Source organism: Kitasatospora sp. NPDC029367, from assembly GCF_055569135.1.
This window is the reverse complement of sequence record NZ_JBVHYH010000016.1, coordinates 39,253-59,894: the sequence shown is the minus strand read 5'-3', so window position 1 is coordinate 59,894 and position 20,642 is coordinate 39,253. Positions and strand designations below refer to the sequence as shown.

General features: G+C 75.1%; 18 protein-coding genes. 14 read left to right on the top strand and 4 right to left on the bottom strand.

Annotated elements, in window-relative coordinates; translation table 11 throughout:
- Nucleotides 1-105: 105 nt before the first annotated feature.
- The 7 genes from ACZ4W5_RS11665 (at nucleotide 106) to ACZ4W5_RS11635 (ending at nucleotide 7,912) form a co-directional block, all read left to right on the top strand.
- Nucleotides 106-1,737, top strand: a complete 1,632-nt coding sequence (locus tag ACZ4W5_RS11665) for a class I adenylate-forming enzyme family protein (protein WP_465654019.1) — start codon at nucleotides 106-108, stop codon at nucleotides 1,735-1,737.
- Nucleotides 1,734-2,987 carry a beta-ketoacyl-[acyl-carrier-protein] synthase family protein gene (locus tag ACZ4W5_RS11660; RefSeq protein ID WP_465654018.1) on the top strand — a complete coding sequence of 418 codons (1,254 nt, stop codon included), beginning with the start codon at nucleotides 1,734-1,736 and terminating at the stop codon, nucleotides 2,985-2,987. The genes ACZ4W5_RS11665 and ACZ4W5_RS11660 overlap by 4 nt, the downstream gene beginning before the upstream one ends.
- Nucleotides 2,988-3,084: 97 nt before the next feature.
- Entirely contained in the window at nucleotides 3,085-4,074 is a 990-nt protein-coding gene (gene hppD / locus ACZ4W5_RS11655; protein WP_465654017.1) for a 4-hydroxyphenylpyruvate dioxygenase, read from the top strand.
- A 26-nt stretch (nucleotides 4,075-4,100) separates the two neighbouring features.
- Nucleotides 4,101-5,015, top strand: coding sequence for a phytanoyl-CoA dioxygenase family protein (locus ACZ4W5_RS11650; protein ID WP_465654016.1), 915 nt, complete (start codon nucleotides 4,101-4,103; stop codon nucleotides 5,013-5,015).
- Nucleotides 5,012-6,049 carry a thiamine pyrophosphate-dependent dehydrogenase E1 component subunit alpha gene (locus ACZ4W5_RS11645; protein ID WP_465654015.1) on the top strand — a complete coding sequence of 346 codons (1,038 nt, stop codon included), beginning with the start codon at nucleotides 5,012-5,014 and terminating at the stop codon, nucleotides 6,047-6,049. The genes ACZ4W5_RS11650 and ACZ4W5_RS11645 overlap by 4 nt, the downstream gene beginning before the upstream one ends.
- Nucleotides 6,046-7,014: an alpha-ketoacid dehydrogenase subunit beta gene (locus ACZ4W5_RS11640; RefSeq protein WP_465654014.1), complete on the top strand. Its 969-nt coding sequence runs from the start codon at nucleotides 6,046-6,048 to the stop codon at nucleotides 7,012-7,014. The genes ACZ4W5_RS11645 and ACZ4W5_RS11640 overlap by 4 nt, the downstream gene beginning before the upstream one ends.
- Nucleotides 7,015-7,126: 112 nt before the next feature.
- The gene (locus ACZ4W5_RS11635) at nucleotides 7,127-7,912 is read left to right on the top strand and encodes a DUF3050 domain-containing protein (protein WP_465654013.1); all 786 of its coding nucleotides are present in this window, start codon (nucleotides 7,127-7,129) and stop codon (nucleotides 7,910-7,912) included.
- 39 nt (nucleotides 7,913-7,951) lie between these two features.
- On the opposite strand, the gene ACZ4W5_RS11630 is transcribed toward ACZ4W5_RS11635, so the two are convergent.
- Nucleotides 7,952-9,301 carry an acyltransferase gene (locus ACZ4W5_RS11630; RefSeq protein ID WP_465654012.1) on the bottom strand — a complete coding sequence of 450 codons (1,350 nt, stop codon included), beginning with the start codon at nucleotides 9,299-9,301 and terminating at the stop codon, nucleotides 7,952-7,954.
- Between the two features lie 125 nt (nucleotides 9,302-9,426).
- On the opposite strand from ACZ4W5_RS11630, the gene ACZ4W5_RS11625 reads away from it, so the two are divergent.
- The 4 genes from ACZ4W5_RS11625 to ACZ4W5_RS11610 all read left to right on the top strand — a co-directional run bounded on the left by ACZ4W5_RS11625 (nucleotide 9,427) and on the right by ACZ4W5_RS11610 (nucleotide 14,076).
- Nucleotides 9,427-11,820, top strand: a complete 2,394-nt coding sequence (locus ACZ4W5_RS11625) for an ABC transporter ATP-binding protein/permease (protein ID WP_465654011.1) — start codon at nucleotides 9,427-9,429, stop codon at nucleotides 11,818-11,820.
- A gap of 108 nt (nucleotides 11,821-11,928) precedes the next feature.
- Complete coding sequence (locus ACZ4W5_RS11620) at nucleotides 11,929-12,597, top strand: hypothetical protein (protein WP_465654010.1); 669 nt, start codon at nucleotides 11,929-11,931, stop codon at nucleotides 12,595-12,597.
- Between the two features lie 101 nt (nucleotides 12,598-12,698).
- A complete protein-coding gene (locus ACZ4W5_RS11615; protein WP_402480874.1) occupies nucleotides 12,699-13,688 on the top strand; it encodes a serine/threonine-protein kinase in 990 nt (329 codons plus the stop codon).
- Nucleotides 13,689-13,701: 13 nt separating this feature from the next.
- Entirely contained in the window at nucleotides 13,702-14,076 is a 375-nt protein-coding gene (locus ACZ4W5_RS11610; RefSeq protein ID WP_465654009.1) for a DUF1304 family protein, read from the top strand.
- 61 nt (nucleotides 14,077-14,137) lie between these two features.
- Here ACZ4W5_RS11610 and ACZ4W5_RS11605 read toward each other — a convergent pair whose 3' ends face one another.
- Nucleotides 14,138-15,535, bottom strand: a complete 1,398-nt coding sequence (locus ACZ4W5_RS11605; protein WP_465654008.1) for a streptophobe family protein — start codon at nucleotides 15,533-15,535, stop codon at nucleotides 14,138-14,140.
- A 438-nt stretch (nucleotides 15,536-15,973) separates the two neighbouring features.
- Between ACZ4W5_RS11605 and ACZ4W5_RS11600 the strand changes: the two genes are divergently transcribed.
- Nucleotides 15,974-17,230: a DUF6777 domain-containing protein gene (locus ACZ4W5_RS11600; protein WP_465654007.1), complete on the top strand. Its 1,257-nt coding sequence runs from the start codon at nucleotides 15,974-15,976 to the stop codon at nucleotides 17,228-17,230.
- A 63-nt stretch (nucleotides 17,231-17,293) separates the two neighbouring features.
- Here the strand turns inward: ACZ4W5_RS11600 and ACZ4W5_RS11595 are convergent, their stop codons facing one another.
- Nucleotides 17,294-17,737 (bottom strand): winged helix-turn-helix transcriptional regulator, encoded by a 444-nt coding sequence (locus ACZ4W5_RS11595; RefSeq protein WP_360243200.1) that lies wholly within the window; start codon nucleotides 17,735-17,737, stop codon nucleotides 17,294-17,296.
- A gap of 131 nt (nucleotides 17,738-17,868) precedes the next feature.
- Here ACZ4W5_RS11595 and ACZ4W5_RS11590 point away from each other — a divergent pair, with 131 nt between their 5' ends.
- Nucleotides 17,869-19,110 carry an MFS transporter gene (locus tag ACZ4W5_RS11590; protein WP_465654006.1) on the top strand — a complete coding sequence of 414 codons (1,242 nt, stop codon included), beginning with the start codon at nucleotides 17,869-17,871 and terminating at the stop codon, nucleotides 19,108-19,110.
- Between the two features lie 7 nt (nucleotides 19,111-19,117).
- Here the strand turns inward: ACZ4W5_RS11590 and ACZ4W5_RS11585 are convergent, their stop codons facing one another.
- Nucleotides 19,118-19,555, bottom strand: a complete 438-nt coding sequence (locus ACZ4W5_RS11585) for a DUF4259 domain-containing protein (RefSeq protein ID WP_465654005.1) — start codon at nucleotides 19,553-19,555, stop codon at nucleotides 19,118-19,120.
- Nucleotides 19,556-19,668: 113 nt separating this feature from the next.
- Here ACZ4W5_RS11585 and ACZ4W5_RS11580 point away from each other — a divergent pair, with 113 nt between their 5' ends.
- A complete protein-coding gene (locus ACZ4W5_RS11580; RefSeq protein ID WP_465654004.1) occupies nucleotides 19,669-20,475 on the top strand; it encodes a nucleotidyltransferase in 807 nt (268 codons plus the stop codon).
- The last annotated feature ends 167 nt before the right edge of the window (nucleotides 20,476-20,642 follow it).

Below are 20,642 nucleotides of genomic sequence, written 5' to 3'. Positions count from 1 at the left end.
ACGGCCGACGCCCCACCACCGCCCGGCCGCCGTCCGCGCCGGCCGCACCCCGACACCCGATCAGCCGCCCGGGCCGCCCCGGCCCCGAGGGAGGGATCCACCCCCGTGACCATCCGCAGTCTCCGCACCCAGCTCGCGGACGACCCCGACGTGGGCGCCGGCAACGTGCTGACCGCCCGGATCGCCCTCGGCCAGGGGCTCGACGAGCCGCTGCTCACCTTCGACACCCCGGTGGACGGCCACCCCGCCTGGCAGCCGCTCACCCTGCGCGAGCTCGACCGCGCCGTCCGGGCCCGCGCCGCCGCCCTGCACGGCCTCGGCATCACCCCGCGTGACCCGGTGGTGGTCCACGCGAGCAGCGCCGCCGACCACGTGCTCGCCTTCCTCGCCCTGGCCCGGCTCGGCGCCGTCCCCGCCCTGCTCAACCCCAACCTGGACGCGGAGCGCGCCGCCCGCTACATCGCCCGGCTCGGCGCCGCCGGGGTGCTCGCCGACCAGGCCCACCTGGCCGCCCTGGCCGAGCACGACCCGGGCGCACCGCTGCTCCCGGAGGTCTCCACCCTCGGCGCGGGCGACCCGGACGCCGCCCCGGAGCCGTACCGGCACTGGTCCGGTGACCCGGTGGCGATCACCCACTCCTCCGGCACCACCGGCATGCCGAAGGCCGTGGTGCACTCGCACGCCAGTCTGTACGCGGCGATCCGCCACCGGCTGCGGCTGCCCCGCCCGCAGGGCCAGGACCGGATGCTCAGCGCCCTGCCCGCCCCGCACGCCGCGACCCTGATCGCGCTCAACCTCGCGCTCAGCTCGCACACCGAACTGGCCTGCCTCTCCGGCCAGTCCGGCGCCGGCGTGCTGGACGCGATCGAGCAGTGGCACCCCACCGGGGTGATCGGCTTCGCCGCCACCTGGGCCGACCTCGCCCACCACGACCTGGCCGCACGGGACTTGGCGTCCGTGGCGCTCTGGTGGAACACCGGCGACTGCGCCCACGAGGTGCACATCCGCCGGCTGATCGCCACCGGCAGCCGGGAGACCGTCACCCGCCAGGGCCGCACCAGGCTGCCCGGCTCGCTGTTCGTGGACGGCCTCGGCTCCACCGAGATGGGCCACTCGCACTTCTTCATCACCCACGGCCCCGGCACCGACCGCTACGGCCGCTGCGTCGGCCGCCCGCACGCCTTCGTCGACTGCGAGGTGGTCGGCCCGGACGGCGAACCGCTCGGCCCCGGCGAGGTCGGCGAACTCGCCACCGCCTCACCGACCCTGGCGCTCGGCTACTGGAACGACTCGGCCACCACCTTCCGTACCCGGCTGCGCGGCCGCTTCCTCACCGGGGACCTGATGTACCGGGACGAGAAGGGCTACTGGTACCACGTCGACCGGGCCGTGGACTCGCTCGAACTCGCCGACGGCAAGCGGCTGTTCACCGCGATGTCGGAGGAGCGCGTGCTGGCCGCCCGCCCGGACGTGCTGGACTGCACGGTGGTCGCCGTCCGGGACGGCGAGCAGGTGGTCACCGACGTGCTGCTGCTCCTGGCCCAGGACGCCCGGCGCGGCACCGGCCCGGACGCCGAGCGCGCCGAGGCCGTGGTCGCCGCCCTGGACGAGGCCACCGCCGGGACCGTCCGCCAGGTCCTGGTGGTCACCGGGGACGACATCCCGCTCGGCCCGACCGGCAAGGTCCGCAAGGTGCTGCTGCGTGAGCGCCACCTGGCGGCGGTGAGCGCCCGATGACCGGACGCGAGGCCGCCGTCATCACCGGCATCGGCCTGGTCTCCCCGCTCGGCCGGGGGCCCGCCGAGGTGTTCGAGGCCCTGGCCGCCGGCCGCTCCGGCCTGCGGGCCGTCCCCGAGGACCACCCCGCGCACGGCTGGCTGCCCGCCGCCGGGATCGCCCCCGCCGTGGACGGCCGCGAGGTGCTGCCGCCCACCGAGACCCGCTGCGTGGACCGCTTCGTACTGCTCGCCCTGGCCGCCGCCGAGGACGCGCTCGCCGACGCCGCCCTGGTGGTCGGCCGGGACGCCGACCCGCACCGCACCGCCGTGGTGCTGGCCACCGGGGGCGGCGGCCTGGAGACCTTCGAGCAGCAGTCGCACCGCCGGCTGGAGCGCGGCCGCCCCGGCGTCAGCCCGTACCTGCTGCCCGGCATGCTCTCCAACATGGCCGCCGCCCGGATCGCCATCAAGTACGGTATCCGGGGCTACAGTTCGGCCGTGGTGACGGCCTGCGCGGCCGGCGCCCAGGCGATCGCCGAGGGGCTGCGGCTGATCCGCGCGGGCGACGCCGAGGTGGTGGTGTGCGGCGGCACCGAGTCCTCGCTGCACCCGACCATCGCCGCCGCCTTCACCAACGCCCGGGCCCTGGCGCAGGGTTGGGAGGATCCGGAGCAGTCCAGCCGGCCCTTCGACAGCCGGCGGAACGGCTTCGTACTGGGCGAGGGCAGCGCCGTCCTCGTCCTGGAGAGCGCGAGCCACGCCGCCGCGCGCGGCGCCACCGGCTACGCGGACGTGCTCGGCTGGGGCGCCTCCACCGACGCCCACCACCCGACCATGCCCCGCCCGGACGGCGCCGGCGCCGCCGACGCGATGCGCGCCGCGCTCGCCAACGCGGGCCTGGCCCCGGAGGACATCGACTACGTGAACGCCCACGGCACCGGCACCAAGCTCGGTGACGTGGCGGAGACCGCCGCCCTGCACGCCGTCTTCGGCGCGCACCGGCCGGTGGTCAGCTCCACCAAGGGCGCCACCGGCCATCTCCTGGGCGCCGCAGGCGCGTTGGAGGCGGCGGTGACGGCCCTGGCGGTGGCGAGGGAGACGCTGCCGCCGACGCTCAACCTGGTCGACCCGGACCCGGCCTGCGAGCTGGACCACGTCCGGGGCGCTGCCCGGTCCACCCCGGTGCGCGCCGCACTGAGCAACGCCTTCGCCTTCGGCGGCCACAACCTCAGCCTGATCCTCGGCCCGGCCTCCGTCCGTACGCGCTAGGCCGAGACACGGCCCAGCTCCTGCGGGTCCTTGCCGGGCAGCGCCGCCCGGCAGCGCGCCGATCCTCGAACCACCATCCCTCCGGGGGGAGATCCCGTTGTCCATCCAGACCATCGCCCGCGTCGAGTTCCACTGCGCGGACGCCGACAAGACCGCCGCCGAACTGCGCGCCGACTACGACTTCACCGCCGCACCCCCGACCACCTCGGCGGACGGCACCCGCTCCATCGACCTCGCCCAGGGCTCGATCCGGCTGCGCCTGACCTCCGCCGCCGACCCCGGCCACCCGGTGTCCGCCTACGTCGCCCGGCACGGCGACGGCGTCGCCGCGCTCGCCCTCGGCTGCGCCGACCCGAAGGCCGCCCTGGAGCGGGCCGAACGGCACGGCGCCCGAGTACTGGACCGGGAGGCCGGGCTGATCGCCGGATTCGGCGACACCGCCCTGCGGTTCACCTCGATGCACACCCCCGGGCCCGACGAGGCCGCCGGGCCCGGACTGCTGGACGCCCTCGACCACGTCGCGATCTGCCTGCCCGGCGGCGAACTCGCCGACGCCGTACGGTTCTGCGAGGCCGTGCTCGGCTTCCACGCGATCTTCGAGGAGTACATCGAGGTCGGCGAGCAGGCCATGGACTCCACCGTGGTGCAGAGCGCCTCCGGCCTGGTCACCTTCACCCTGATCGAGCCCGACACCGCCCGCCGCCCGGGCCAGATCGACGAGTTCCTCTCCGCCCACGGCGGTGCCGGGGTGCAGCACCTGGCGTTCAGCACCCACGACATCGCCACCGCCGTGCGCACCGCCCGCTCCCGCGGCGTGGAGTTCCTGACCACCCCGGGCGCCTACTTCGACGCGCTCACCGAGCGGCTCGGCCGGACGGCCATCCCGGTGGAGACCCTGCGCGACCTGCACGTCCTGGTGGACCAGGACCACGGCGGCCAGCTGTTCCAGATCTTCGCCCGCTCGACCCACCCCCGGCGCACCTCCTTCCTGGAACTGATCGAGCGCCAGGGCGCGGGCACGTTCGGCACCGCGAACATCAAGGCGCTCTACGAGGCGGTCGAGCGACAGACCGCCGCCGCCCGCTGACCGCCCCCAGAAGGGAAGCACCACCGATGACCACCGTCACCGAGTTCCGCCTCACCGACGCCGAACACGCCCTGCTGCCCACCCCCGAGGAGGTGGCGCACTACCGCGAGCACGGCTGGTACCTCTCCCGCCGGCTGTTCACCGACGAGGAGCTGGACACCCTCCAGGCCGCCACCGAGCTCTACTACGCGGGCCACCGGGATCGCGAACTCCCCGTCCGCCCACCCCGGTTGGCCGCCTGGGAGCCCTCGCACGGGCCGGTCCAGCGGCACAACGACTACGTCCACCACCAGAGCGACGCGATCGGCGCGATCCTGCGCAAGCCGCTGGTCGGCGCGGTCGCCGCGCGGCTCGCCGGGGCCGAGGAGATCCGGATCTTCCAGGCCACCCTGATCTACAAGCCGCCGGTGCCCGGGGAGCCCAGCAACCACGTGCCCTGGCACTTCGACAAGCACTACTGGCAGACCTCGACCTCCCAGAACATGCTCACCGCCTTCATCCCGTTCCACGACTGCCGGGAGGAGAACGGCACCATCACCATGGTCGACGGCAGCCACCGCTGGCGGGAGATGCCCTCCGACGAGGACTCCACCCGGCACTTCGCCGACCGCGACAAGTCCGAGCTGGACGCCATCCTGGACGCCAACGCCGCGTTCAACGGGCAGCAGGTGCGGAAGGTCCCGATGCTGATCCCGCGTGGCCACCTGTCCTTCCACCACTGCCGCACCTACCACGGCAGCGGCCCCAACCTGGCCTCCTTCCCCCGCCGGGCCGTCTCGCTGCACCTCCAGGACGGCGCCAACGAGTACCGGCACCGCGTTCGGCCGGACGGCGGCCCGGTGGTGTACAACCACGACGTGCTGGTGCGCCGCACCGCCGACGGCCGACCGGACTACGCCGACCCGGCGTTCTGCCCGACGGTCTGGCGGGGCACCCTGTGACCGCACCGACCGCCGCCGTGACCGCACCGCTGGCCACCCCGGCCGAGCGCTACCGGATGCTGCGGCTGATCCGCGGCTTCGAGGAGTTGGCGCTCGGCCTGGTGAAGTCCGGCGCGATCCCCGGCGGCATCCACCCGTACATCGGGCAGGAGGCCGTCGCGGTCGGCGTCTGCTCGGCGCTCGGCCCGGCCGACCGGCTGACCAGCACCCACCGCGGCCACGGCCACGTGCTCGCCCGGGGCGCCGCCCCGGACCGGCTGCTCGCCGAACTCGCGGGCCGGGTCGACGGGTTGAACGGCGGCCGGGGCGGCTCGATGCACGCCGCCGACCTCTCGCTGGGGATCCTCGGCGCCAACGGCATCGTCGGCGCGGGGGCGCCGATCGCGGTCGGCGCCGCCTGGGCCGCCAAGCACGCCGCGGCCGGTGCCGGCGGCGGCACCGGAGCCGGCGTCGCGGGCAGCCCGGTCGCGGTCTCCTTCTTCGGCGACGGCGCGCTCAACCAGGGCGTGCTGCTGGAGTCGCTCAACCTCGCGGCGATGTGGCGGCTGCCGGTGCTCTTCGTCTGCGAGAACAACGGCTACGCCACCACCCTGCCCGCCGCGACCGCCGTCGCGGGCACCGCCACCGGCCGGGCCGCCGCCTTCGGCATCCCCGCCGAGCAGGTGGACGGCATGGACACCGAGGCCGTCCGGGCCGCCGCCCTGCGCGCCGTCGAGCGGGCCCGCGCCGGCGGCGGCCCCGGCTTCCTGGAGTGCCGCACCTACCGCTACGAGGGCCACCACACCATGGAACGCCGGATGAAACTGCGCTACCGCGCCCCCGAGGAGGTCGCGGCCTGGCGCGAGCGCGACCCGCTGGCCCGGGCCGCCGCCCCGCTGGACCGGGCCACGGTCGCCCGACTGGACCGCTCGGTGGCCGAACAGCTCGCCGCCGCCGAGGAGTTCGCCCTGGCATCGGCCCACCCGGACCCGGCCGGCGCACTGGACCACCTGTACGCCGACGGCCTGCGACCCCGGGCGGGGGTGTCGGCGTGACCAGGCTCTCGTACACCAAGGCGCTCAACCGGGCACTGGCCGACGAACTCGCCGAGGACCCGGCGGTCTGCGTGTTCGGCGAGGACATCGGCGCCGGTCTGGCCGGCCCCACCCTGGGCCTGCTGGACCGCTTCGGCCCGGAGCGGATCGTCGACACCCCGCTCTCCGAACAGGCCTTCACCGCGATGGCGATGGGCGCCGCACTGGCCGGGCGGCGGCCGGTGCTGGAGTTCCAGATCCCCTCGCTGCTCTTCCTGGTCTTCGAGCAACTCGTCAACCAGGCCCACAAGTTCTCGCTGATGACCGGTGGCCAGGCGGCCGTCCCACTGACCTGCCTGGTGCCCGGCTCGGGCTCCCGGGACGGCTGGGCCGGGCAGCACTCCGACCACCCGTACAGCCTGTTCGCGCACGCCGGGGTGAAGACCGTGGTGCCCGCCACCCCGACCGACGCCTACGGGCTGCTGCGCTCGGCGATCCGCGACCCGGACCCGGTGGTGGTGTTCGCCCCCGCGGCCGCCCTGCCGGTGCGCGAGACGGTGACCTGGGAGCTCACCCCCTTGCCGCTCGGCCGGGCTCGGATCCACCGGCCCGGCACGGACGTCACCCTGGTCGCGCTCGGGCACCTGGTGCACGACGCCCTGGCCGTCGCCGAGGAGCTGGCACCGGAGCTCTCGGTCGAGGTGCTCGACCCGCGCACCGTCCACCCCTTCGACTGGCCGGCGCTCGCCGAGTCGCTGGAGCGCACCGGCCGGCTGGTCGTGGTGGACGACTCCAACCGCAGCTGCGGCTTCGGCGCCGAGGTGCTCGCCACCGCCGCGGAGGAGCTGCGGCTGATCGCCCCGCCGCGCCGGATCACCCGCCCGGACGGCGCGGTGCTGCCCTTCGCGCCCGCCCTCGACCGCGCCGTCCAGCCCGGCCGCGAGCAGCTGCGGCACGCTCTGCGGTCCGTCATGAAGGCCCGCTGACCGCCGCCACCCACCCCCGACCCTCCGTCACGACACCCCCCGCCCCAACGTCACGACACCCCTCGGCCACCACCGTGACGGCGATCCCCCCGCCCCGAGAACAGGAGCACCGATGTCGACCAACCGCTACCACTGGGACCGTTCCCACCCCGGCCTCACCAGCCTCCAGCAGGCCATCGACCCGCTGCGCCGCGAGGTCGTCGAGCACTCCGTCTACCGCTCGCTGACCAGCATCGCGCGCGTCCGCACCTTCCTGAACAGCCACGTCTTCGCGGTCTGGGACTTCATGTCGCTGCTCAAGAGCCTCCAGCGCGACCTCACCTGCGTGGACGTGCCGTGGGTGCCGAGCGGCCCGACCGCCAGCCGCCGGCTGATCAACGAGATCGTCCTGGTGGAGGAGAGCGACGAGCTGGGCGAGGGCTACACCAGCCACTTCGAGCTGTACGTCGAGGGCATGCGCCAGGCCGGCGCCGACCCCCGCCCGGTGGCGGACTTCCTGGCGCTGCTGGGCTCCGGTACGGCCGTGCCGGAGGCCCTCAAGGGCGCCGGGGTGCCGGCCCCGGCGGTGGACTTCACCTCCGTCACCTGGTCGATCGTGGAGAACGCGCCGGTGCACGCCCGGGCCGCCGCCTTCGCGTTCGGCCGCGAGGACCTGATCCCGGACATGTTCACCCAGGTGGTCGGCATCGACGACCCCGACGGCGTGCTCACCGTCTTCAAGGACTACCTGGCCCGCCACATCGAGGTGGACGGCGAGCAGCACACCCCGATGGCGATGCAGATGCTGATCGACCTGTGCGGCGACGACCAGGCCCTGTGGGACTCCTGCGCCGAGACCGTCCGGACGGCGCTGGAAGCCCGACTGCGGCTGTGGACCGCGATCGAGCAGTCCTTCTAGACCATCCCAGGGCCTTCCGGACCCACCCGGCGCCCGCCGTCACAGCACCTTCGGCAGCACCGCCGCCGAGGCGGGCGGCGCGTCGCCCGCCGCCCGGAACCGGTGCAGCGCCGCCCGGCCGTCCGCCCCGCGCACCCGGGCGGCGAGCCGGGCGGGCAGCACCACCGTGCTGAGCCACCCCTCGCCGCGATACCCCTCGATCGTCCAACTCACCCAGGGAAGCGGATAGTTGGCGGCCGGGCTGACGAGCACCGGGGAGCAGCCCTGGAAGCTCACCCGATAGGCGCCGAAGCGGCTCCAGTTGGAGAAGCTGAACCGGCGCTGCTGCGGGTCGAAGCCCAGCGGCACGCACTCCCCCAGTCGTGAACGACCGAGCCCGGCCAGGAAGTCCAGGTTGGAGCGCAGGTTGAGGTGGGCGGTCGGGAACTCCTCGACCGCCGTCCGCAGCGCGGCCGCCAGTACCGCCGGGCCGTCCTTCGGCCGGTGCGGCACGTGCACCTCGCTCAGCAGGTTGCCCACCAGGGCGGGCGAAAGGCCCAGCCAGCGGCGGGCGTTGACCGGGACGGTGAGCATCCGCTCGGCCAGGTCGCCGTCCAACTCCCGCAGGGTGGCGAGCACATGGGCGCAGAGCACGTCCCCGGCGGAGAGCCGGCGCCCGGCGGCCGCCCCGAACTCCTCGCGCATCCGGTCGACCTCGGCCTCGGTGAAGGCGATCTGGACGGTCCGGTTGGCGCGCGGTCCGGCCGCGATCTCGCGGGCCAGCTGCGCCGCCTCCGCCGGTCCCGGCAGCCGGAAGCCGGGGCGTCCGCAGTCCTCGGCCGGCAGCACGGCGTCCAGCAACGCGTCCTGGTCGTCGACGAGTTCGGCCTCCGGCAGCGGATCGCCCGCGACCGCCGCGGACCAGATCCGCAGCAGCAGCACGAAGCTGTGCAGGTCCCCGATCGCGTGGTGCCAGGAGCAGCCGAGCACCGTCCCGCCGTCGGCGGTCCGGGTGAGCCGGACGGTGAACAGCGGGGCACCACCGGTGCGCGCGGCGACGGCGTCCACCGGGTCGACCAGTCCGGAGCCGGCCGCGGCCACCCTGCCCATCGCCTCGGCGAGGGTACCGTCCACGGTGTGGACCGCCAGCGGCACCCCGGAGTCGTCGCAGACCGCCCGGAGCGCTCCGTCCTCGGTGCGCAGCCGGCCGGCGAACACCGGCACCCGCTCCAGGGCGAGGGCGAGTCCGGCGGCGAGCCGGTCCTCGTCCAGCGGCCGGTCGAAGCAGAGCACGACGGAGACGGCGAGGTCGGCGAGCATGGTGTCCATCAGGCCCAGGCGCAGCACCCGGCCGTCGGCCCGGCCGGCGCGGACGGTCCGGGAGCTGCGCGGCTGCGGCCAGATCGTCATGGGTTCCCATCCGGTGGTTCGGCCTGCGGGCACGCCGAACGATAGTGCCGCGCCGAGGCAGTGGTCCAGTCCAATGTCAGGATCCGGAAAGGCCGTTCGGGCCCGCCGACGATAGAATGCCGAGCATGGGACAGCGCCCCGGCGCACCCACCGCGCCGCCCCTCGTCCTGGTCACCGACCGCGAATCCCGGCTGATCGACCCCACCCGGGCGTACCACCTGGGCCGGGACCCGACCAGCGAGATCGTGCTGGACGACCCCCGGGTCTCCTGGCACCACGCGGTGCTGCGCGCCACCGACGACCACTGGCTGCTGGAGGACGTCGGCAGCACCAACGGCACCTACGACCAGGGCCAACGGATCGACCACGAGGACGTCGGCCCGGGCACCAGGCTGCGCTTCGGCGATCCGGCCACCGGCCCGTCCGCGACCTTCGCCGGCCTGCCCGACCCCGCCCCCGGCGAGCGCACGGTACTGCTCGCCCCGCAGAGCTCCGGCACCTTCCGCAGCCCGAGCGCGGTGCTGGAACTGCCCGGCCACACCCTGCGGATCGGCCGCGCCCCCGACAACGACCTGGTCCTGGACGACCTGGTGGTCTCCCGGCACCACGCCGAGCTGCGCGAACTGCCGGACGGCGGGCACGAGATCGTCGACCTGGACAGCCACAACGGCACCTACCTCAACGGCCGCCCGGTGCGCCGCGCCCCGGTCGGCCCGGCCGACCTGGTCGGCATCGGCCACTCCTCGCTCTGCCTGGCCGACGGCCGGCTGGTCGAGTACACCGACACCGGCGAGGTCTCGCTGGACGTCCAGCACCTGGTCGTCCGGGTCGGCCCGGACCAGCGGGTGCTGCTGGACGACGTGAGCTTCCCGCTCGCCGAGAAGGCCCTGCTCGCGGTGGCCGGCCCGAGCGGCGCCGGCAAGTCCACCCTGCTCAACGCCCTCACCGGGCTGCGCCCCGCCGACGAGGGCACCGTGCTGTACGACGGGCGCGACCTCTACCGCGACTACGCGGAGCTGCGCCGCCGGATCGGCCTCGTCCCCCAGGACGACATCCTGCACACCCAGCTGACCGTCCGCCGCGCCCTGTCGTACGCCGCCGAGCTGCGCTTCCCCGGGGACACCGCGAAGGAGGAGCGGGAGCACCGGGTCTCCGAGGTGATCGGCGAACTGGGCCTGGAGGCGCGGGAGCAGCAGGTCATCGCCAGCCTCTCCGGCGGCCAGCGCAAGCGGGTCAGCATCGCGCTGGAACTGCTCACCAAGCCCTCCCTGCTCTTCCTGGACGAGCCGACCTCCGGCCTGGACCCGGGCATGGAGCGCTCGGTGATGCACCTGCTGCGCGGCCTGGCCGACGACAGCCGCACGGTGGTCGTGGTGACGCACAGCGTGCTGAGCCTCAACGTGTGCGACCGCCTGCTGGTGCTCGCCCCCGGCGGCCGGACCGCCTACTACGGGCCGCCGACCGAGGCACTGGCGTACTTCGGCGAGGCGGAGTGGCCGGAGGCCTTCGAGGCCTTCGAGAACGACTCCGAGGGGCTCTGCCGGGAGCGCTTCCGCGCCTCGCCGCAGTACCAGCGGTACGTGACGGCCGAGGCGGCGCACCCGGTGAGCCCGGCGCGCCCACCGGAGCCGGCCGGGCGGGCCGGGCGGGCCGGGCCGCCCGTCGGCCGGGAGAAGCCGCAGGGCTGGTTCTCCCAGCTGGGCACTCTGGTGCGCCGGTACGCCGCGGTGCTCGCCGCCGACCGGCTGTTCCTGACCGTGATGATCGTGCTGCCGTTCATCATCGGCCTGATGTGCCGGGCGATGGCCGGCAGCCGGCTCACCTTCGAGAACGCCATCAACTGCCTGCTCACGCTCTGTCTCGGCGGGGTGCTCACCGGCTCGGCCAACGCGGTGCGCGAGGTGGTCAAGGAGCGCGCGATCTACCGGCGGGAAAGGGTGGTCGGCCTGTCCAGGTCGGCGTACCTGGTGTCGAAGGTGGTGGTGCTCGGCGCGGTCACCGTGGCGCAGGCCGCGGTGCTGACGGTGGTCGGCCTGGCCGGGGTCACGCTCACCGCGCGGCCCCGCCCGAACGCCCCGCCGCCGGTGACCAGCGGCGTGCTGATGCCCCAGCTGCCGGAGCTGATCGTCGCGATCGCGCTGCTGGCGTTCACCTCGATGATGCTGGGCCTGGTGGTCTCCGCGCTGGTCGCCAAGGAGGAGGCCACCATGCCGCTGCTGGTGCTCCTCGCGATCGTCCAGGTCGTGTTCAGCGGCCTGATGCTCCGGCTGCACGGCGTGCCCGGCCTGGAGCAGTTCGCCTGGCTGGTGCCGTCCCGGTGGGGCCTGTCGGCGATGGCCCGCACCGTCGACCTGAGCCGGCTCACCGTGCCGAGCTCGATCACCGCGGACCCGATGTTCCGCCCGGAGCGCACCGGGTGGCTGGTCTCGATGGGCGCGCTGGCCGCCCTCGCGGCGGCGTACGGGCTGGCGGTGCTCGCCCTGCTGCGGCGGCACGAGCCGACCGTCATGCGCAAGTAGCCGCCCCCGCCCCCGCCGGTAGAGTGGGAGACGAACTGAGGTGCGAATGCCGCTCGCGACCCCTGCCCCCCGGCACCGGTCGGCGCGGCGGAGGGAATGTAGCCGCCCATGGACGAGTTCGCGTTCCGCCCCACCCACGTCGCCCCGCCGGACGGCCTGGCGACCTGGACGGCGCCGGACCCGGCACGGCCCTCCGCCCGGCTCGACCCGCTGCTCCCGGTCCGGCTGATCGCCCGGCAGGGCGACTGGGGCCAGGTGCTCTGCTCCAACGGCTGGACCGCCTGGGTGGACGCCCGGCTGCTGGTCGTGCTGCCCCAGCCGCCCCCCGCCGCGGACGGGCCGCCCGCCCGCACCGCCGACCCCCGGCCCGCCCTCGCCGAGGCCGGGGCCGCACTGACCCGGCACCGCGCCCTGCTGGAGGACCTCGTCACGGGCGCCCTGGACCTGGAGTCCTTCCGGGAGCGCACCCGCGGCCTGCGGATCGGCCTGGTGGCGGACGGCGAGGAGCTCTGGGTGTTCGATCCGGTGCACGACCGCTGGTGCTACTGCGACGGGCTCCAGTTGCAGACCTACGCGGCCACCGACCGCCGGCCGGCCGTCGACCGGCAACCAGCTGTCGACCGGCAGGCGGCCACCGACCGGCAGGCGGCCACCGACCGGCAGGCGGCCACCGACCGGCAGGCGGCCGTCGGGCCCGCGGCCGCGCCGGGAGCCGCACCGGTGCCCGACCCGCAGGCGCAGGGCCCGTACGCGCCCACCCGGACGGTTGAGCCGTGACCCCCGCCGAACGGCCCCCGGCCACGGCCTCCGCCCAGATCCCGCCCTCGGCCTCGCCCTCGGCCCCAGCCTCAACCTCGGCCTCGGCCTCGGAAAGCGGGCTGCCCGCCGGCCTGGTCGGGCGGAAGGTGGCGGGCTACCGGCTGGAGCAGGAGATCGGGCGCGGCGGGATGGCGGTGGTCTACCGGGCCAAGGACCTGCGGCTCGGCCGGACCGTCGCGGTCAAGCTGCTGGCCCCCGAGCTGGCCCGCAACGAGGTGTTCCGGCAGCGCTTCATGCACGAGTCCGAGGCCGCCGCCGGCATCGACCACCCGCACATCGTCCCGGTGTTCGAGGCCGGGGAGCACGACGGCATCCTCTACCTGGCGATGCGCTACGTCGAGGGCGGCGACCTGCGCGCGCTGATCAACCGGGACGCCCCGCTCCCGATCGAGCGCGCCACCCGGCTGGCCCTGCAGATCGCCTCCGCCCTGGACGCCGCGCACGACCACCAACTGGTGCACCGGGACGTCAAGCCCGGCAACGTCCTGGTCGCCGCCGGCACCGACAGCGAGCACCCCGAGCACCTCTACCTGGCGGACTTCGGGCTCACCAAGAAGTCCCTCTCGCTCAGCGGGCTGACCAGCGTCGGCCAGATCGTCGGCACCCTCGACTACGCCGCGCCCGAGCAGATCTCCGGCCGGCCGTTGGACGGGCGCTGCGACCAGTACGCGCTCGGCTGCGTGGTCTTCGAGATGCTCGCGGGCACCCCGCCGTTCCGCCGGGAGAGCGACCTCGCACTGCTCTGGGCCCACCTCAACGACCCGCCGCCCGAACTGCACCGGCACCGCCCGGACCTCCCCGAGGCGGTCGACGCCGCGGTGGCCCGCTCGCTCGCCAAGACACCCGGGGAGCGGTACGACAGCTGCCTGCAGTTCGTCGCCGAGCTGCGCGCGGCCAACGGGCCCGCGCCCTGGACGGCGGACGGCCCGCCCACCCGGGTCGTCCCTGCGGTCGCCCGGGCCCCCGGCCCCACCCCGGTGCCGGACCCGCCCGCCTGGGCCGGCCCGGTCGTCCACCCGCCGTACCGGGACCGTCAGGGCCTGTCCTAGGGAGCCGTCGACCATGAACGCCGTGAGCCAGGTCTTCGCCATGCTCGCCGCCGCGATCCACCTCGTGGTGTGGCCGCTGGAGAGCTACCTGTACGGGCACCCGAGGGTGCGCTACCTGCTCACCGGCAGCACGGCGGACGCCCCGGAGGTCCGGCTGTGGCGGTTCAACGTCGGCTTCTACAACCTGTTCCTGGCCCTCGGGCTGGTCACCGGGCTGGTCCTGCTGCACACCGGGCATTCCGGGGCGGGGCGGCCGGTGATCCTCTACATCGCGGCCTTCATGGTCGCCGGCGGGACGACGCTGTTCGTCTCGGAGCCGAAGCTGTGGCGCGGCGCGCTCGGCCAGGCGCTCCCGGCGGCGGCCGTCCTGCTCGCCGAACTGCTCTGAGGCCGGGGCGGCTGTCGGGGCGGAGCGGGCGCCGGGGCGGGTGTCGGGATCCGCTCCGGGCTCAGCCGCCCGGGCCCGCTCCGCTGCCCGCCGCTCCGCCGCTCGCTGCGGCGCCCTTCCCGGTGACCTCGCCGGTGACCTCCCCGGGGTGCCGCACCCGGGCCGCCAGCAGCGCCCCGAGCAGTCCGGTCAGCAGCCCCCAGCCGGCCGCCAGCGGCACCGCCGTCCACAGCTCCGGGCGCAGCGTCAGGCTGCCGCTGCCCAGCGCCGACACCGGGTTGTCCCCGCCGAGCACCGCGCCGAGCAGGTCCCCCAGTCCGCCCTGGCCGAGGCCGACGCCGAGCACGGACAGCCCGTAGTCGGCGTCCATCCGGGTCCACAGGCCCACCAGCAGCACGGTGACGGCGGTGGCCAGCGCGAAGCGGACGGAGTGCTGCCAGAGCCGGACGCCGCGCGGCGAGCGGCGGGCGGCCAGGAAGGCGGCGGCGGTCAGCAGCACGGCGGCCACCGGCAGCAGCCACCAGCTGCGCGCGTCGTGGTCGGCCAGGGTGCCGAGGTCGATGGTCGCCTCCTTCCCGCCGGGGGCGCGCAGCACCGCGCTGAGCGGTTGGGGGACGGGCAGGCCGAGCGCGCCGACCAGCCGGCCGTGCCAGACGGCACCGAGGCCGAGACCGAAGGCCAGCCAGACCAGGTCGGGCAGGGCGAGCAGCAGCACGGCCATGGTCGAGCGGGCGTTGCCGTGCACGAGCGCGGTGACGCCCCCGGCCACCGCGCCGATCGCGACGTACCCGAGCAGGACCGCCCAGAGCGCGAACGCGGCCGGGCGGACGGCGAGTTGGTAACGCAGCAGGCCGCGCGGCAGCGGCGCCCGGCGAGAGACCGCGAAGACCGCGGCGAACACCAGCAGCAGCCAGGCCAGCCCGATGCCGATGGTGGTGGCGCCGTCCGCGTGGAAGCCGACCTCCGGGGTGAGCCCGAGCGCGCCGCCGATGGTCTCCACCAGACTGCCGCCGAGCTGAATCACGAAGGTGTGCTTGGCGGTGACGGTGATCACCACCAGGGCGATCAGCCAGAGCACCACCGTCCGGGCGATCCGGCCCAGCAGTTCACCGCCGCCCGCGACCGCGCGGAACCGCAGTTGACGCAGGAACACCTCGGAGATCACCACCGCACCGACCAGCGAGACGCTCAGCGGCATCGCACTGACCCCGGCGTCCACCGCCGCGAAGCTGCCCGCGCCGCCGTCGAGTTGGACCGAACCGCCGACGGCCAGCGCCAGCGTCGCGGCGAGCACCGGCGGGAAGCCGCCCGCCGGGAGGTCGCTCGCGCCGGCCAGCCAGAGGCCCAGCGCGGCCACCGCCGCCATCGCGACGAGACCGGCCAGCACCACGGCGAGCGCGTCCAGCCAGCCGCGGACGACTCCGGGCGGGCCGGCGGCCCCGGTGGTGGGCTGCTGCATGCCGCCTCCCTCTGCTCGAACGGGCCTGGTCCGTTCCCAGGGTGACCGACTGCCGCGGGGCACGCTCGGCGACGGCGGGGCCACCTGCTGTTGCGGCGAACGGGGCGCCGGGGGAGAAATGGAACCCAGTGGCAGGAGCTTCCCGTGCCGACCGTACGTGTCGGCCGCCTGCGAAACGGAGCCTCGATGAGTTCCCAACCGCCCCCGTCCGGCCCGCCGAGCGAGCCGCCCTACGGCCCGCCCTCCGGTCCCCCGTCCGGCCCGCTGGCCGGTCCCCCCTCGGGTGGCGGCACGGGCGGACCACCGTCCGTACCGCCGCCGCCCTCCGGCCCGTCGGGGCCGTCCGGGGGCGGTGGGGGTGGCTCCAGCGCGGGCAGCGGGCGCGGTCCGCGCACGCCGTGGTGGCGCTCAAGGAAGGGGCTGTCGGTCGCGGCGGGCGTGCTGGTGGCGGCCGTGGTGGCGACGGTGCTGATCGTCAACAACCAGGGCGGCAAGAACGAGGCCGTCCCGACCGCCAACGAGGTCGCCCTCCAGACCCCGGCCGACCCCGGACCGGCGCCGTTCACCCCATCGGTGGAAACCCAGGGCGTGAGTGCCCCGGCCCCCGCTCCCACCAGCACGGCGCCGCAACCGGGCGGCACCTCCAAGGCCGGCTCCCCCGCCGTCCTGCACAGCGTGCAGGGCAGCTCGGCCGGGCTGTACGGCGGGACGATGAACCGGCCCAGCTGTGACACCGAACGGCTGATCGGCATGGTCTCCAGCGGTGACGCCGGACGGGCCTGGGCCTCGGCGGCGGGCATCGATCAGTCCGCGATCCCGTCCTACCTGCGCTCGCTGACCTCGGCGTACCTGCGGGTGGACAGCCGGGTGACCAACCACAGCTACAAGAGCGGCGCCGTGGTCGAGTACCAGTCCGTGCTGCAGGCGGGCACCGCCGTCCTGGTGGACGCCCAGGGCGTGCCCCGGGTGCGCTGTGCCTGCGGCAACCCGTTGAAGCCGGCGGTGCTGGTGAGCAACGCCAAGTACACCGGGAAGGCCTGGACGGGCTTCGAGCCGACCACGCTGATCGTGGTGGTGCCGGCCCCGCAGCCGGTGACCGAGATCATCCTGGTGAACATCGAGACGGGCGGCTGGTTCTCCCGGCTGACCGGTCGGATCGAGGTGGTGGACAAGCGCACCGAGCCGCCGAAGCAACTGGTGCCGGGCGTTCCGCCGCCCATGCCGTGGAAGCCCACGTCGCCGACGGCGACGGCCTCGACCTCGGGCGCGACGTCCTCCGGCGCCACCTCCTCGGGGGCGACCTCCTCGGGCGCGACCTCCTCGACCTCGGGAGCGACCTCCAGCGGCGCCACCTCCTCCGGCGCGACCTCCAGCGGCGCCACCTCCAGCGGCGCGACGTCCAGCGGCGCGACCTCCTCCGGTGCCTCCACCGGGACGGGCTCGGCCTCGGCGACCTCGTCGACCACCTCGGGCAAGCCGTCCGAGAGCACCGCGACAACGCACTCCTCGTCCGCGTCGACGCTCAGCGAGGCACCGACCAGCAAGACCACCACGACCGGGACCGGCACGACCTCGTCCGGCACCACGACCTCGACCGGCACGACGACCTCGACCGGCACCGCGCCGAGGACACCGACCGCGACCTGTGCGAGCACGGCGCCGTCGACCCTGCCGCCCTGTCCGACCACGCCCTGACGCAGTCCCGAGCCGGAGCCCCGCCGCCACCGTCCGTCCGTCGGCCGGTGGCGGCGGCACGTCTCAGGGCAGCAGCACCTTCGCGTCGTCCGGGCCGAGCAGCCGCCCGTCCGCCGAGCGCACCTCCACCGGGGCGACCGGGGCGCCCGAGGCGCGGTCGACCAGCCGGGCCCGGGGCTCGCCCTCGGCGAAGAACCACTCGTCACCCCACTGGCGCAGCGCGGTGATCACCGGGAACAGCGCGCGGCCCTTCTCGGTGAGCAGGTACTCCTGGTAGGGGCTGCCGTCGGCGGCCGGGGCGAGTTCGAAGACCCCGGTGGCGACCAGGTTGGTGAGCCGCGCCGACAGGATGTTCCTGGCCAGCCCCAGGTTCTTCTGGAACTGCCCGAAGCGGCGCAGCCCGTCGAAGGCGTCCCGGACGATCAGCAGCGTCCAGCCGTCGCCGACCACGTCGAGCGGGCGGGCGACCGGGCAGGTCGACTCCTCGTGCGTGGTGCGTTTCGGCACTTCGTCCCACCTCTCGACCGGTCGGCGGCCAGCGTACCGCCGAACCAGTGGTTGCTCATTGAAACCAGGGTATGCCAGGGTGGCGCAGTAGCACTTTGAAACCACTGCTGCCCGTCGAGGGGTTCCCGCTCATGACCTCCCCTGCTCCCACCGGCCCGCCCACCACCGACCTGACGCACGCGACGCACGCGGCCACCCCGCCGCGCGGCCTGTCACCGGCCGCGGCCTGGCTGCTCTCCGTCACGTGCGGCCTGGCCGTCGCCAACGTCTACTACTCCCAGCCCCTGCTGGACCTGATCGCCCGGGACTACGGCATCGCCCCGGCCACCGTCGGCCTGGTCGGCACCCTCACCCAGGTCGGTTACGGGCTCGGCCTGCTCCTGCTCGTCCCGCTCGGTGACCACGTCGACCGCCGTGCCCTGACCACCGCCCAACTCGGGTTGTCCGTGCTCGCCCTGCTCGCCGTCGCCGTCGCACCCTCCACTCCGCTGCTGCTGGCCGCGATGGCGGCCGTCGGGGTGCTGGCCGTCGTCGCCCAGGTCGTCGTCGCCCACTCCGCCTCGCTCGCCGCGCCCGGCGACCAGGGCCGGGTGGTCGGCACCGTCACCAGCGGCATCGTGGTCGGCATCCTGCTCGCCCGCACCGTCGCCGGGACGATCGGCGACCTGGCCGGCTGGCGCGCCGTCTACCTCGCCTCCGCCGTCGCGACCGGCGCCATGGCCTTCGCCGTCGCGGCCGTCCTACCGCCCGAACGCCGCAGCCCGGCGGCCCGGCGGATCCGCTATCTGCGCCTGGTCGGCTCGGTGTTCACGCTCTTCGCCGAGGAGCGCGTACTGCGCGTGCGCGCCGTGCTCGCCCTGCTCACGTTCACCTCCGTCACCGTCCTGCTCACCCCGATGGTCCTCCCGCTCGCCGCACCGCCCTTCGAGCTCAGCCACACCCAGATCGGCCTGTTCGGACTGGCCGGCGCCGCCGGGGCGCTCGGCGCCGGGCACGCGGGACGCCAGGCCGACCGCGGCCGCGGCCACGCCGAACGCACCGCCGGCCTCGGCCTGGTGGCCATGCTCGCCGCCTGGCTCCCGGCCGCACTGCTGCCCCACTCGGTGTGGTGGCTGGTGCTCGCCGTGGTCGTCATCGACTACGGCCTCCAGTCCGTGCACGTGGTCAACCAGCACCTCCTCTACCAAGTCCGTCCCGAGGCCCGGAGCCGCCTGACCGCGGGCTACATGCTGCTGTACTCCGTCGGCTGCGGAGCGGGCGCCATCGCCTCCACCCTGGTGTACGACCAGGGCGGTTGGCACGCTGTCTGCGCGCTCGGGGCCGCCACCAGCCTCGCCGCGCTCGCGTACTGGCGCACCGCCAAGGACGGTTGACGCCCGCTCACCGCCCCGGCAGCGGAGCGCCTGCGGTCGGCGGCACCGGCTCCAGAACCTCGCGCAGGGCGCGGATCCCCCGCCGCCACGCCCGGTCGGACCCCGACTCGCCCCACAGCTCGGCCAGTTCGGACCCCTCCGCCACCACCCGGTCCAGCGCCGCCACCGCCGGCGCGCGCAGGTCGCCGGGCAGCCCGGGTATCGGCTCGGCCGGGCCGTAGGCGGTCGTCACCGCCGTACCGCCGGGGCACTGGGCGGCGACCAGCGCCGCCGCCGCGACGGCCTCCGCGCCCTCGTCGTCGTCCAGGTACTCCGACCCGCGGGCGGCGCGGTCCAGCGCCACCCGGACGAGCGCCGCCCGCTCGCCCGGCGCGGCGTCGTCCAGGCCGCCGGCGAAATCCGCCGCGGTGTCGTTGTCGAAGTAACCGGTGCCCCAGGTCCCCATCGTGATTCCCCTCGTGTTCGTCTGCAGATGGATGCTTGCACGCACCACTGACAATTCGGGCGGTGCGCGGAAATCCGCTGGTCGACGACGTGACGATGGGGCAGGGTTCAGCCATGGACACTCAGGGGCTGGACGAGGACGGGTACATCGCGCGGGAGGGCTCGCTGGAGCGCGTCCGGCCGGAGTTCACGCCGGTGGTCGACGCCGCCCGGGCGCGGATCGCCGCCGCCTTCGGCCCGGACCGCCTGCACGGCGCCTACCTGTACGGCAGCATCCCGCGCGGCACCGCGGTCCCCGGCGTCTCCGACCTCGACCTGCTGCTGGCCCTGCACCGGGAGCCCACCCCCGACGACCGGCGCGCGGCCGACGCCCTCGGAGCCGGCCTCGACGCGGACTTCCCGCAGGTCGACGGCGTCGGCGTGCTCCTGTTCGGCACCGGCACGCTGCTCAGCGAGCTGGAACGGCACGACCTGGGCTGGTTCGTCGCCTGCCTGTGCACCCCGCTGCTCGGCGAGGACCTCGCCGAGCAGCTCCCCCGCTACCGCCCGGACTCGCTGCTCGCCCGCGAGACCAACGGCGACCTCGCGCTCGCCCTCCCCCGCTGGCGCGAGCGACTGGCCGCCGCCGACACGGACGCCCAGCTCACCGCGCTCAGCCGCGCGGTCTCCCGCCGACTCGTCCGCACCGGCTTCACCCTGGTCATGCCCCGCTGGGGGGGCTGGACCAGCGACCTCACCGTCTCCGCCGAGGCCTTCGCCGCCCACTACCCCGACCACGCCGACCGGATGCGCCTGGCCGCCGCCGTCGCCCGCACCCCCACCACCGACCGCGCGGTCCTGGCCGCCCTCATCGACGGACTGGCCCCCTGGCTGGCCGCCGAGTACTCCGCCGTCCACGGCGAGAAGGCCCCGCGCCCCTGACCGGCGGGAGGGGAGCCCGGCCGGTCCGCCGTGCGCCGAGCGCGGCCGCCCGCCCGGTGCGGCGCTCGGCCGGCCGCCGTACCCCGGTGACGCACCCCGGTGACGCTCCTCAGTGACGCACGCCGGTGGCACTCCCCCGGTGAGGCGCGGTCACCGGCCGGGCCGGT